This is a genomic window from Dysgonomonas sp. PH5-45, assembly GCF_029893235.1.
Taxonomy (GTDB): domain Bacteria; phylum Bacteroidota; class Bacteroidia; order Bacteroidales; family Dysgonomonadaceae; genus UBA1309.
Genome location: NZ_JARXWE010000030.1, coordinates 16221 through 29992, shown reverse-complemented (window position 1 = coordinate 29992; position 13772 = coordinate 16221). Strand labels below are relative to the sequence as shown.

The window sequence follows — 13772 nt, the reverse complement described above, 5'->3', positions numbered from 1 at the left end:
TAGCTCCTAATAACTTCTCGGGATTCATGCCCACAAAGATAGGATATATTCGTGATATGTGATAAGGTTTATCAACCGGGAAAATCCGCTGACCCCTCTTTTGTACCTGTGTATACTATTGTTGCTACTTTTTGCCCTGCATCGTTCATTTCGTAGTTGTAAAAAAATCCGTTGTTTGCACTTGCAGAACCTACCATAACGATTGAAAATAGTGCGATGATTGCCGTAAATATTCTTTTAGTTTTCATAATTGTAAGATTTTAGAATTCAACTTAAATAATTTGTTCTATTCACTTATAATATTAAGACGGCCATCTTGTTATACTAAAGTTTTTTAGGAGAAACTGAAACTATTTTTGTTTCGCTTGTTTCTTTATTTTATAAGTCGCCACGAAAATATAAAAGTCACATTTTTAAGAATAAAAAAATATGACTTTTTTGCATCGTGTTGATATACAGAATATTGAAACTACCTTTTTTCTTTAAAAAAATCTGTCATCAGTTTGGCACATTCGGATTCGAGTACGCCCGTGGTAACTTTTGTTTTAGGATGCAGTGGAGAAGGAGATAACTTTGAGTAGCCTCTTTTGCTATCGGCGGCACCATATACTATGTGCGGAATTTGTGTCCACCCTAATGCTCCGGCACACATGGGGCAGGGTTCTAAGGTTACGTACAGTGTGCAGCCGGTAAGATATTTTCCGCCTAAAACATTTGCGGCGGCTGTAATGGCTTGCATTTCGGCATGGGCGGTAACGTCGGTAAGCCTTTCGGTGAGGTTATGGGCACGGGCAATAATCTGATTGTCGGCAACCACAACAGCCCCGACGGGAATCTCTCCTTCGGCATATGCTTGCTGAGCCTCTTTCAGGGCTTGGCGCATAAAAAATTCGTGGTTGAAGATTGCGTTGTTGGTCATCGCCTCATTTCGTTTTCGCCGAAAAGTGTGGGGTGGTCTTGGTCGAGCGATTTAAGCACATGTTTTATTATAGTTTCGCGCATCCAACGCGATTTGTTCGTAATCTTATATTTTTTGATGTACGAACAGATAAGATTATACTCTTCGTCGTTGAGCGAAAAGTTGGCTTGCTTAGTTCTCGGCAGTTGATTCCCTTTTTTGTTCGGTTTCATTTCTGCAAAAATAAATCCTTTACGTTAATTCAAGAAGAAAAAGAATACCTTTTTTCGCCTTAATAGCCCTAAAAAGTGGTTTTTACGTTGTAAATAAACCGGAAAATAACATTTTATAAGAATTTAGGGGCCTTGTGGCGTACTATGGTTTATGGCAGATTGTTTATCTTTGATTTTCAGAACGATTACAAAACAAGATTGAAATGAAGAAATACCTATTGCCTGCCATACTATTCCTTTGCTCTTGTTCGGTTTTTGCCGGCAACAGAATTGAAACGAATATGATGAAAAAGGTTGACCAACGGAAAATGAACCAGTGGGTCGACTCTGTTTTTAATTCCCTGAACCGCGACCAGCGAATAGGGCAGCTCATAACAGCGATAACAACAGGCGAAAATACCGAAGCCAACAAGAAAAAAATATTGGGTTGGGTAAAGAATCAACACATCGGTGGCATTATATTCCTGAAAGGTACTCCACTCGAACAAGCGGAATTGACCAATGTTAGCCAGAAAAACGCAAAAACTCCGTTGCTGATATCTATTGACGGGGAATGGGGCTTGTCGATGCGGTTGAGTGGAACAACACGTTTCCCCAAAAATATGATGTTGGGAGCCATCCGCGGCGACTCGCTGATGTACGACTACGGATGCGAAGTTGCCCGCCAATGCAAGGAAATGGGCATACACATAAATTACGCTCCCGATGTTGATGCGAACAGTAATCCCGATAATCCGGTGATAGGCCTCCGCTCGTATGGCGAAGACCCTAAACGGGTGGCACGCCTTGCGATGCAATATGCAAGGGGACTGGAAGACGGGGGAGTGATGTCGGTAGCCAAGCATTTTCCCGGGCATGGCGATACCTCGGCCGACTCGCACCATACTCTGCCACTGATAAACCACAGTAAAAAACGTTTGGAAGAAGTGGAGCTGATACCTTTCGAATCGTATATCAATGCCGGCTTTGGAGGTGTGATGATAGGCCACCTAAACATTCCGGCTCTGGATAAATCGGGCGCACCGAGCAGTTTGTCGAAAGCTATTGTAACCGACCTTTTGCAAGAAAAAATGGGTTTTACAGGTTTGGTGTTTACCGATGGTTTGGCAATGAAAGGCGTTGCCGAAGAACCCAATATGGCTATCCGCATACTGAAGGCGGGCAATGATGTGTTGTTGGGGCCTATTTCTGTACCTAAGGAGTTCGAAGCGATAAAGGCTGCTCTTGCCCGTGGCGATTTGAGCGAAGACCTGATTAACGAAAAATGCCGGAAGGTACTCCGCTATAAATACATCTTAGGGGTTAATAATACTGTGGCGATAGAAAAATCGGATCTGTTGGATAGGCTTAATACGCCCATGGCCGACTGGCTTAATCGTAAACTGAACGAGCGTGCCATGACCTTACTACGTAACGAAAAACAAATTGTTCCTCTCAAAGGGTTGAACAACAAAAAGATTGCCGTTGTGTCATTGGGCGATTCCAAAGGGAATGCCTTTCACCGTATGCTGAATCAGTATGCCGACGTTACTACCTTCGGTGTGCAGTCCGACAAAGAACTTTCGGCTTTGAAAAGCCGTCTTGCGGGTTTCAATACTATTATTGTGGCGGTGCATAACCGTAAATCGTTCTCGAACAATGTATTGCAATCCATTTGTGCAGACAAGCAAAGTGTGTTTACGTTTTTCACCACGCCCTACACGATGCGCAACTATATGCCTTTGGTGAAAGAGGCCGATGCTGTGCTGGTGGCCTACGAGGATACACCCTATTCGAACGAATATGCTGCTCAGGCTCTTTTCGGGGGAATCATGGTAGACGGTGTCTTGCCTGTATCGGTGAAAGGTTTGTATTCGGAAGGCGATGGTCTGGTTGTGAACAAAACACGGCTCGGATACAGTTCGCCCGAAGAAGTGGGAATGTTGACCAACAAAATGAAAGCCATTGAAAGTATCGTGAAAGAGGGTATCAGCGCAGAGGCTTTTCCCGGCTGTCAGGTATTGGTAGCAAAAAACGGGGTGGTGGTCTACAACGAAGCCTTCGGAACGTTTGCCTATAATAATAAAAAAGAGGTATCGGTTACCGATATTTATGATATTGCTTCTATGACGAAGGCAACGGCAACTTTGCCGGCGGTGATGAAGCTGTATGACGAAAAAAAAATTTCCTTGCTCGACAAGCTAAGCAAGCATGTACCCGTATTACGAGAAACCGATAAGGCGGCGATAACCATCAAGGAAGCCCTTTTCCACGAAACGGGGATAACTTCTTTCATCCCCTATTATATGCCTGCCATAGATACCGATAGTTACGAAGGCAAGCTATTTGGCGCAAAAAAAACGGAAGTGTACAATGCCCTGTTCGATGCCGGTACGTGGGCAAGAACGGACTATAAGTACAGACCGAATCTCATATCTACTACTCCACGCAAAGGGTTTGAACTTCAGGTGGCCGATGGGCTTTATGCCAATGTTGCATATAAGGACGTTATATTGAACGAAATAGCTGGTTCTAAACTCAGGGCAAGCAAAAAATACCTGTATAGCTGCCTTAACTTTATGCTGCTGAAAGAGGTAGTTGAACAGGTGAGTAAAAAAGGACTGGATGTGTTTGTGCAGCAGAATTTTTTTCGCCCGTTGGGAGCCACTACCACAACCTACAATCCGCTTAAAAAGTTTGGCAAAGACCGTATTATACCCACCGAGAAAGACGATTTTTTGCGCAAACAGCTTCTCCAAGGGTATGTGCATGACGAGGGAGCGGCCTTTATGGGAGGTGTGTCGGGCAATGCGGGGCTGTTTTCTAACGCCAACGATTTGGCAAAACTCTACCAGATGTTTCTCAACGAAGGGGTATATGGCGGCGAACGGTATCTGAGCCGTGCCACTTGCGCCACCTTTACAAAAACCAAGAGTGCCAATTCGCGCCGCGGATTGGGCTTCGATAAACCCGAACCTCGTAACGAAAAAACAAGCCCGTGTAGTCCGCAAACTCCACTTTCTACTTATGGGCATACAGGCTTCACGGGTACTTGCTTTTGGATAGACCCCGATAACGAGCTTATCTATATTTTCCTCTCGAACCGGGTGAACGACAAACGCACCCACAAAGCATTAATGAGCCTCAATATACGCCCACGCATACAGGAGGTGATATACAATGCCATGAAAAAATAGAATTATGTTTTGAAGGTATAAGGTATAATGCTATACGTTCAGTAATTCTTGAAATAACTCCACATATTCTCCTACACAAACCCCATCCATTAACGCATGGTGAGCAACGATTGAGACTGGCATTACTTTTTGATTACGGAGTTCTATCATCTTTCCAAATGTAATCTTTGGGCAACTGTTTTTTCCTGAAAACATACGTGCATGGGTAACAGAAGTAAAATGTAACCACGGTAAAGTTGAATAATGAATAACTTCTTCGCCATTAATACCAGATCCAATTTCTCTTCTTTTTTTCGTAATCTCTATCTTGTCTCGTGCATTTTTTTCAAACAACCTATATTCTTCCTCATATTCAAGGTATGCAAAGCCAAAGGTATTGTCCGGTTTTAATACTGTTGTTGTACCATGTATTACATCGTAAATATAAACCATATCATCTTCTATTCTGTATCTGAAAGCGTCGATACGATTAACCGCAACCAATGATTTATGCATATAATACAGGAAGAAGGAGTAGCCCTGCTCTTTGCATAGTTTGTAGGCTTTCGTACAATCTACATTTACGGTAACTCCAAAAAAAGGTTCCTCAAAATCCTTAAAGAAATAATAGTGTTCTTTTCGATTCCAGTTCGATATATTCAATTGCTTTTTCATTCTATAAATAATTTAGTGTTTCAGTGATATTGCCAAGCGTAATAAAATTGGGATGCTCAATTTTCAGATTGCATTGTTCGTGTTTCCATGTGGTATGATAAGGTATATGTATTGCATAAGCCCCCAATTCGAGGACTGGAATAATATCAGATTTCAAAGAGTTGCCTAACATTAAAAAATTGTCGGGTTTACACCCTTGTTGCTCAATTAGTTTAGAATAATCCGAACACCTTTTATTGCTCATAATCTCAATGTGATGAAAATAATCTTTCAGACCCGATAGTTCTATTTTTCGTTCTTGGTCTAATAAATCGCCTTTAGTGACTAAAATCAGTTTGTATTTTTTATTTAGTTTTGCTAAAACATCTTCAGCGCCATCCAGCAAATCAATAGGTTTCTGTAATAATTCTTGCCCTAATCGAATTACTTCTGAAGTGCAACTAAGAGAATCCTTCGCATCAACTACTTTGCAAATTAGTTCAATCATACAAAGCATCATACCTTTGACTCCGTAACCATATAAATGAAGATTCTTCATCTCTGTTTCGAACAGATATTTTGATGCTTGGCTACTTGGAAGATACTTTTCTATGAGCGTGCAAAATTTTGCTTCAAACTCATAGAAGTGAGTCTCATTAACCCAAAGGGTATCATCTGCATCAAAAGCAACGAGTTCTATTTTATTTTTCATATTGGTGTATCTTTGTACTTTATATATATGCAAAGGTACATTGAAGAACAATTAAGAAACAAGGACAATTGTCCTAAAGGTATGAATTATGTTACGGATAAACATTGATTTTTTATCATATATTGAACAACTGTATGAGGAACAAGATAGAAAGGATATCACTCTGAAAAAATATCCTAAAGGGGAATTTATTTTTGAACAAACTAACCGAAACAATAAAGTCATAATTATAAAGGATGGCTTAGTGAAATGCTACTTTAGCGAAAAAAACGGAAAAGATTTTATATTTGAATTTTTAGGAAAAGGAGAAATAGTAGGAGAAATAGAAGCTATATGCGTAACCCCCTGTTTATGTAATATAGAAACCCTTTCTGATGTGGAGGCATATAGCTTTTCTATTGCTTATTTTAAATCCATAATAAACAAAGACATAGAGTTTAATCGGTTATTGATCGAAGAACTGGCAAGGCGTATTATGAATACAAGTACAAGGGCATCTTTTCAGCAGTTATATAGTATTAAACACGCGGTATCCAGATTACAGCAATTACAAGAAAAGCAAAACATTAATTTATCGAAAACTGATATGGCTGCATATTTAGGTATTGATATCAGAAGTTTGAATAGAATTTTAAAAACCTTAAATAAATAACACCCTTCTTTTACTATTATGCCGGTTTTAACCAAAAAATAGCGAAAAACTGTATATATTTGTCATAATATAGAACGAACCCAAATTAATCTGACGAAATGAAGAAAACCCTTTTCCCCCTTATCTTTTTATTTAGCTTTACTGTGTCGGTCTTGGCGCAGAGCAACTTCAAACAAGGATACATCATCACCAATAGTAACGACACCGTTAGAGGTTGGGTCGATTACCGTACCGATGCCATAAACTGCAAACAATGTCGGTTCAAAACGAGCGAAGAGGCTCCTGCAACGGTTTATTATCCGTCCGATATAGCAGGCTATCGCTTCGCAGAAGAGGGCAAATACTACGTTTCGCGCAAGGTTACGATAGATGGGGTTGAGCAAACGCATTTCCTTGAATTTATGTTACAAGGGTTGATGAATCTGTATTCACTGAAAACGAATAATCGTTATATCTTTTTCTTCGAAAACGAAGAAAACCAAATGGTAACAGTGCAGAAAGGCCCCGATGTGGAGATAAGCAACGTACAGGTACGCCCCGATCTTAAATATAGAGGCGTGTTGCGCTACATATTCCGCAACCGTCCCGATGTTGCCAGTTTGGCCGACAATATAGATTATACACCCCAAGCAATGATGCGGATAACAAAGCGTTATCACGACGAGGTGTGTACCACAGGTCAGGAATGTATTGTGTTTGAAAATAAACACCCCAACGAAACAGGCATAAACTTCGCTTTTTCGGCTTATATGGGTACGCAAAGATTAACTTATGCCTTTAAGGACGATTCTGATGACTCCCGGATTGAGGCTTGGGGACCGATGATTGGCGGGCAGATGTTTGTTTACTTCCCCCGATGGTCTAAATCGTTTGGCGTTTTGCTGGACGTGGCCTTGTCGTATCAGAATAAGTCTTCTTATGTAACTGGTTATTATTATGGAAAAAATACAATAAAGTTCAAGGCAATGGCATTGAACTTTAGTCCGGGTGTACGGTACACTTTTACTAAATACAAACTCCGTCCGGTTATCGGTGGCGGATTTACTGCCTATCAGATGCTATATTCAAAGGCGGGTACGGGATCGGACGATTACGATTATAACCTGAAAAAATTTCACGCAGGTGTATATGGTGAGTTGGGGCTCGATTATAATATCCGGGGAACGCAATCGGTGTTTGCACGGGTTGGTTGGACAGCCTTCTTTAAAGATAATTGGCCCAGAAAAGACTGGATCGAAACCTTTCAACTGAAATTAGGCTATACTTTTTGATGCGGTATTTTTTTCCATATATCGTTTTTCTGTTTGTTCTTTCCGTTGCTTGCCAGCCAAAAGAACAAGCAAAGCAAGACATCATTATTGCTGAAGAACAGTCAAAGCCATCGGTCATTGCGGCTGTTGTCCCTCCTGTATCGGCATTAGAGCAAAATCTTATAGATGCCGGAATGGTTTGCGTTGACGATATGGATTCTACAATCCGCATAGAGTTGAAGTATGGCACAACCGATAACTTCACGGGAACTGTTCTTTACGATTCGTTGCGGAGGGCTTACCTCCACCCTTTGGCAGCCCGAAAACTTCTGGAAGCACAGCGGCTACTCAAAGAAAAACACCCGGAACTGAGCTTGTTGGTGTACGATGCCGCGCGCCCCGTATCGGTACAAAAAAAGATGTATGAAAAAGTTCAAAATACAAAATTTCGTAAATATGTGGCTAACCCCAACCGTACAGGCTTACATAATTATGGTATGGCGGTAGACCTCACTATTTGCGATAAACAAGGTACACCGCTGGATATGGGCACACTTTTCGATTACTTTGGCCGTGCGGCTGGCATATCGGAGGAAGATGCGCTTATTGGAGCTAATATATTGAATAAAAGCCAAGTAGATGGCCGCCGCATCTTACGGAACATTATGCAAAAGGCAGGATTTTTCACTATTCGGGGCGAGTGGTGGCACTTCAATGCAATATCATTAAGCGAAGCTAAAAGTGGTTTTTCGGTATTAAAATAAGAGCGTCTGTTTTATAACACTCTTAAAATGTAAGCTGAAGATTACATTTTGTTCTGAAAACTTTGGGATAGGAAAATAATATTATTTACTTTTGCACGATTATTTGGAGGGTCAAAACTAAAAGAATATACGTAAATTTGACGCATTTGCTTAAAACCTGCTAATAGTAAGATATTTATAAGTTAAATATATAAAGTAACTCATGGAGGAATCTCTTTTTTTAGTTGTTTTAATTACCGGACTTGTTTTGGTTTGTGCCGGATTAGGTATGGCATTGTTGCTTTCGCCTAAGTCTTTCAACGCGCAAAAAGGACAGGCTTACGAATGTGGTATACCTACTCATGGAACTTCGTGGATGCAGTTTAGGGTTGGATATTACTTGTATGCTATCCTTTATCTGATGTTCGATGTTGAAGCAGTATTTTTATTCCCTTGGGCAACTGTGGTTAGAAGCCTCGGAGCCGCAGGGTTGGTTAGTATATTATTTTTCTTGTTAATATTAGGCTTTGGTTTGGCCTATGCTTGGAAGAAAGGAGCATTGGAATGGAAATAAAGAATATCTATATAAAAGGTATCCCTAACGAAGAGTTTAAAGATACCGAATATCTTGAAAAATATATAGAGGAATTGCGTGCAAACGGTGTTCCCATTGTGGTGGGCGCTCTTGACGACCTTATCAACTGGGGGCGGTCTAACTCTATATGGCCATTGGCTTTTGCCACGAGTTGTTGTGGTATCGAGTTTATGGCGGCAGCTGCGGCGCGCCACGACTTGGCTCGTTTTGGTATGGAGGTTACACGTAACAGTCCGCGCCAGGCCGATGTTATTATTGTTGCCGGTACTATTGTCCATAAAATGGCTCCTCTTTTGAAACGTGTTTACGACCAGATGGCCGAGCCTAAGTATGTGGTTGCTATGGGTAGTTGCGCTATTTCGGGTGGTCCTTTCGTTAACTCTTACCATGTGGTGAAGGGTGTTGATGAGATTATCCCTGTGGATGTTTATGTGCCTGGATGCCCTCCTCGTCCCGAATCTTTATTTTACGGTTTGATGCAGTTGCAACGTAAAGTAAAAATGGAACGTTTCTTTTTTAAAGTGAAAAAATAAGATTCTTGCCTTATATATAAGTATCTGATGGAAAAAATAAAGGATTTAATCTTAAGAACCGTACCGGAAGCTGTATTTGAAGAGAAAAAACAGCTGACGGTGTCGGTCGAACCCAATAAGTTGCACTTGCTGGCAGAAACACTTTACGGTAACGCCGAACTTCCGTTCGACTATTTGGTTATGATGGTTGGAATGGACTGGGGCGATACTCTGGGTGTTATTTATCTGCTTTCTTCGTCGAAAGACGTATCGAAAGAAGTTGTTCTCAAAACAGCTACTGCCGACAGGGTAAACCCTCTGCTGTATTCGGTTACCGATATCTGGGAAACAGCACACCTTAACGAGCGTGAAGTTTACGGATTGTTAGGAATACGTTTCATAAACAATCCTGATATGCGCAGGTTCTTCCTTAACAGCGATTGGAAAGGATTTCCTCTGAGAAAAGACTATGATCCGGATTCTGCTCTTAATCCCGTTTCGGTTGAAAGCAAGGAGATTGTAGACGTAGCTCCCCGTATCATGGAAACTCCACAAGGGTTGAAGGAAGAAAAGGTTAACATCTTCGAAGAAGACGATTATATAATCAATATAGGGCCTCAACACCCTTCTATGCACGGGGTAATGCACTTCCGTACAGCATTGGATGGTGAGATCGTGAAGAAGATCGACATTCACAGTGGCTATATTCACCGTGGAATAGAAAAGTTGAGCGAAAGCCTTGCTTATCCACAAATACTACATTTTACGGACCGTTTAGATTATCTGTCGGCCAACATCAACCGCCACGCTTTGTGTATGTGTGTTGAAAAAGCTGCCGAAATAGAAATCTCGGAACGCGCTCAGTATATCCGTGTTATTACAGACGAGTTGAACCGTATTCAGTCGCACTTGTTGGCTTGGGCTGCCATGTGTAACGACTTGGGTTCTACAACGGCTTTCATATATGGATTCCGCGAGCGTGAGATGATTCTCGATATATTTGAAAAAACTTCGGGCGGACGCCTTATCATCAACTACAATGTTGTGGGTGGCGTTATGTTCGATATTTACGATAACTTCCAGAAAGATGTGAAAGCCTTTATTCCTGTTATGCGCGAGGCCTTGAAGGAATATCACCGCTTGTTCTCGGGCAATGTTATTGCCTTGGGACGTATGCGTAAGATAGGAATGATGTCGAAGGAAGATGCAATCACTTACGGTGTTTCCGGTGCTTCGGGGCGTGCTTCGGGGTGGTCGTGCGATATTCGTAAGCATGTGCCTTATTCAATCTACGATAAGGTTGATTTTAAAGAAATTATACGTGACGAATGCGACTCTTATGCTCGCTATATGGTTCGCCTGGACGAGATAGAAGAATCGTTGAAAATTATAGAGCAGCTTATCGATAATATTCCTGCCGGAGAACATTTGGTGAAAACGAAACCGATCATCAAGCTACCCGAAGGAAGCTACTTCCAGCGTGTTGAAACCGGTCGTGGAGACTTTGGTGTATTTATTGAAAGCCGCGGAGATAAAACTCCTTATCGTATTAAGTTCCGCTCGCCTTCTATGGTGCTTGTATCGGCTATGCCGCTTATCTGTAAAGGAGAGAAACTTGCCGACTTGATAGGTATTGGTGGTTCTATGGACTATGTAATTCCTGATATTGACCGTTAATTTTAGATTATAATTTATATTTCAACTATATAAAAGTATGTTGTTAGAAATTTCGCACCCTGCAGAGCTTTACCACCTGACCAATTGGTTGGATACAATCTTGCAAGAAAACCTGCCCGAATGGGGAGCATTGCTTGTTAAGTTTGTATTGATAGGTGTTGCATTGTTATCTGCTTATGCAGTTATTGCATTGTTGCTGATTTACGGCGAACGTAAAATCACAGCCTTCTTTCAATGCCGTTATGGTCCCAACCGTGTAGGTAAATGGGGTATCATACAGAGTGTTGCCGATATGATAAAGATTCTTATCAAAGAAATCATTTATATCGACAATGTAGATAAATTCTTGTTCTATGCCGCGCCATTCTTTGTGATTGTGGCTTCGATGCTTACCTTTGGCGCCATTCCGTTTGGGCGGGGGCTACAAGCTGTTGACTTCGATAATGGAATTTTCTACGTATTGGCAGTATCGTCTATCAGTATAATTGGTGTGCTGTTGGCAGGATGGGCAAGTAATAACAAATACTCTATGATTGGAGCAATGCGAAGCGGTGCCCAGTTTGTGAGTTACGAGTTGTCGGCTGCCTTGGCTTTGATGACGGTTGTTGTTTTGTCGGGAACGATGAATCTTTCTACAATCGTAGCACAACAGGAGTATGTTTACAATTGGAATATTGTTCGCGGACATATCCCTGCAATCATAGCTTTTGTGTTGTACCTGATATCAGGTCATGCCGAAACAAACCGTGGACCTTTCGACTTACCTGAGGCCGAATCGGAGTTGACGGCAGGATATCATACGGAATATTCGGGACTTCAGTTCGGATTTTTCTACCTTGCCGAATATTTGAACATGTTTATCATTGCCTCTATCGCAACTACCGTATTCTTGGGCGGATGGCAACCTATACAGATAGGTGTTGAAGGATTTGACCAGATAATGAATTATATACCTTCGTTTGTTTGGTTCTTCGGCAAAGCATTCTTCTTGGTGTTCCTTAGTTTGTGGGTTAGATGGACGTTCCCTCGTTTGCGTATCGACCAACTGTTGAACCTTGAGTGGAAATACATGTTGCCTATCAATATGGTTAACCTTGTTGTAATGGTGATTGTCGTTGTTTACGGATTTTATATTAAATAATTTAGAGTTAGAAAATGACTGTATCGCAATATTTTTCCGGTTTATTTAAAGGAATAGCGTCCTTGATTAAAGGACTTACCGTTACGTGGAAAGAGCTGTGGACGCCTAAAATCACTCAGCAATATCCCGAAAACAGGGCTACGTTGGTTATTTCGGACAGGTTCAGAGCCGAGTTGGTTATGCCCCACGACGAAAATAACGAGCATGCCTGTACGGCTTGTGGTATCTGCCAGATGAACTGTCCTAACGGAACTATCAAAGTTATTTCTAAGACAGTAGAAACCGAAGACGGTAAAAAGAAAAAAATTCTGGACGAGTATCATTACGACCAAGGAATGTGTACGTTCTGTAACTTGTGTGTTATCACTTGTCCGTCGGATGCAATAAAATTCGAAAACACTTTCGAGAATGCGGTTTTCACTCGCGGAAAATTGGATTTGAGGCTTAATCGCGAGGGTTCAAAAATGCGCGAAAAGAAAAAACCTGAGCCTAAACCCGCACCGACAGCTGCGACAGCCGAAGCCCCTAAAGCCGAGACTCCTGCTCCTAAACCGGCAGCAGCAGAGGTGAAACCGGTGGCAGAAGCACCTGAAGTGAAAACTGCTCCCGCTGTGGAAGAACCTAAGGCTCCCGAAGTGAAAAACGATACCGAAACTAAAGAATAACCCGTAAAGAATCAGTAATCAAAGATTATGATAGAACAAATTATATTTTACGCTTTGGCAGCAATCATCGCTATTTGCTCTGTTCTTGCTGTTACTACACGGAAGATAATCAGATCGGCTACCTATTTATTGTTCGTTCTTTTGTCAACGGCAGGTATCTATCTTTTACTCAGCTATCACTTCTTGGCAATGGTACAGATTGCTGTATATGCCGGAGGGGTTATGGTTCTGTTCATCTTCTCTATTTTGTTGACTCATCAGCCCGGTGTGGACGTGCAGTTCGAAAAACCCGGACGTATGGTACTTTCGGGACTGGCAGCCCTTGCAGGCCTTGGCCTTTGCGGACACATCATCTACCACAATGTTGAAAAAGTTTATCAATATGTAGATTTTGGCGAGATTGAGATGACAAAAATAGGTTTTGCTTTGATGGGAACCGATAAATATCAGTACCTTTTGCCTTTCGAAGCAGTGAGTTTGTTGCTCTTGGCTTGTATAATAGGAGCCATAATGATTGCACGTAAACGATAATTAAGAAAATACGCTAAAAAATATAATATGAATAATATTCCATTGGAAGCTTGTTTGGCTGTAAGCACAATAATGTTCTTTGCCGGAGTGTACGGATTCCTTTCGCGCAAAAATATGCTTATGGTTTTGGTTTCGCTCGAGTTGATGCTCAATGCGGCGGATCTTAATTTTGTTGTTTTCAACCGTTACCTGTTCCCCAATCAGATGGAAGGGATGTTCTTCACTCTGTTTGCCGTAGCCATTGCCGCCGCCGAAACAGCCGTAGCCATAGCTATCATCATCAACATATACCGTAACGTGAAGAGCGTATATATTGATGAGAACATAACAACAATGAAAAACTAATTATTAAGA

At 41.5% G+C, this 13772-nt stretch carries 15 protein-coding genes and 1 pseudogene; 11 read left to right on the top strand and 5 right to left on the bottom strand.

What is annotated here, in order from left to right:
• Positions 1–71: 71 nt before the first annotated feature.
• From M2132_RS10165 to M2132_RS10155, 3 genes are all read right to left on the bottom strand, one after another.
• Positions 72–248, bottom strand: coding sequence for a hypothetical protein (locus M2132_RS10165; protein ID WP_280673257.1), 177 nt, complete (start codon positions 246–248; stop codon positions 72–74).
• Positions 249–469: 221 nt separating this feature from the next.
• Positions 470–919: a nucleoside deaminase gene (locus M2132_RS10160; protein ID WP_280673256.1), complete on the bottom strand. Its 450-nt coding sequence runs from the start codon at positions 917–919 to the stop codon at positions 470–472.
• Entirely contained in the window at positions 916–1131 is a 216-nt protein-coding gene (locus M2132_RS10155) for a hypothetical protein (RefSeq protein WP_280673255.1), read from the bottom strand. Before M2132_RS10155 ends, M2132_RS10160 begins: the two co-directional genes overlap by 4 nt.
• 203 nt (positions 1132–1334) lie before the next feature.
• Here M2132_RS10155 and M2132_RS10150 point away from each other — a divergent pair, with 203 nt between their 5' ends.
• Entirely contained in the window at positions 1335–4307 is a 2973-nt protein-coding gene (locus tag M2132_RS10150) for a glycoside hydrolase family 3 N-terminal domain-containing protein (protein ID WP_280673254.1), read from the top strand.
• A gap of 30 nt (positions 4308–4337) precedes the next feature.
• On the opposite strand, the gene M2132_RS10145 is transcribed toward M2132_RS10150, so the two are convergent.
• The gene (locus M2132_RS10145) at positions 4338–4961 is read right to left on the bottom strand and encodes a CatA-like O-acetyltransferase (RefSeq protein ID WP_280673253.1); all 624 of its coding nucleotides are present in this window, start codon (positions 4959–4961) and stop codon (positions 4338–4340) included.
• 1 nt (position 4962) lies between these two features.
• Positions 4963–5652 (bottom strand): HAD family hydrolase, encoded by a 690-nt coding sequence (locus M2132_RS10140; protein ID WP_280673252.1) that lies wholly within the window; start codon positions 5650–5652, stop codon positions 4963–4965.
• 88 nt (positions 5653–5740) lie between these two features.
• Here M2132_RS10140 and M2132_RS10135 point away from each other — a divergent pair, with 88 nt between their 5' ends.
• The 10 genes and pseudogenes from M2132_RS10135 (at position 5741) to nuoK (ending at position 13763) form a co-directional block, all read left to right on the top strand.
• The gene (locus M2132_RS10135; RefSeq protein WP_280673251.1) at positions 5741–6304 is read left to right on the top strand and encodes a Crp/Fnr family transcriptional regulator; all 564 of its coding nucleotides are present in this window, start codon (positions 5741–5743) and stop codon (positions 6302–6304) included.
• Positions 6305–6402: 98 nt separating this feature from the next.
• On the top strand, positions 6403–7575 hold the full coding sequence (locus tag M2132_RS10130) for a hypothetical protein (RefSeq protein WP_280673250.1): 1173 nt from the start codon (positions 6403–6405) through the stop codon (positions 7573–7575).
• A complete protein-coding gene (locus tag M2132_RS10125) occupies positions 7575–8318 on the top strand; it encodes a M15 family metallopeptidase (RefSeq protein WP_280673249.1) in 744 nt (247 codons plus the stop codon). The genes M2132_RS10130 and M2132_RS10125 overlap by 1 nt, the downstream gene beginning before the upstream one ends.
• Positions 8319–8520: 202 nt before the next feature.
• Positions 8521–8871 (top strand): NADH-quinone oxidoreductase subunit A, encoded by a 351-nt coding sequence (locus M2132_RS10120; protein WP_280673248.1) that lies wholly within the window; start codon positions 8521–8523, stop codon positions 8869–8871.
• Complete coding sequence (locus M2132_RS10115) at positions 8862–9425, top strand: NADH-quinone oxidoreductase subunit B (protein WP_280673247.1); 564 nt, start codon at positions 8862–8864, stop codon at positions 9423–9425. Before M2132_RS10120 ends, M2132_RS10115 begins: the two co-directional genes overlap by 10 nt.
• A 27-nt stretch (positions 9426–9452) precedes the next feature.
• Entirely contained in the window at positions 9453–11081 is a 1629-nt protein-coding gene (locus M2132_RS10110) for an NADH-quinone oxidoreductase subunit D (RefSeq protein ID WP_280673246.1), read from the top strand.
• Positions 11082–11118: 37 nt separating this feature from the next.
• Entirely contained in the window at positions 11119–12222 is a 1104-nt protein-coding gene (nuoH, locus tag M2132_RS10105) for an NADH-quinone oxidoreductase subunit NuoH (protein ID WP_280673245.1), read from the top strand.
• A 14-nt stretch (positions 12223–12236) separates the two neighbouring features.
• Positions 12237–12704: pseudogene (locus M2132_RS10100) on the top strand (4Fe-4S binding protein); the annotation flags it as partial.
• Positions 12705–12914: 210 nt separating this feature from the next.
• Positions 12915–13418 (top strand): NADH-quinone oxidoreductase subunit J, encoded by a 504-nt coding sequence (locus M2132_RS10095; protein WP_280673244.1) that lies wholly within the window; start codon positions 12915–12917, stop codon positions 13416–13418.
• A gap of 27 nt (positions 13419–13445) precedes the next feature.
• The gene (nuoK, locus tag M2132_RS10090; protein WP_280673243.1) at positions 13446–13763 is read left to right on the top strand and encodes an NADH-quinone oxidoreductase subunit NuoK; all 318 of its coding nucleotides are present in this window, start codon (positions 13446–13448) and stop codon (positions 13761–13763) included.
• Positions 13764–13772 lie beyond the last annotated feature (9 nt).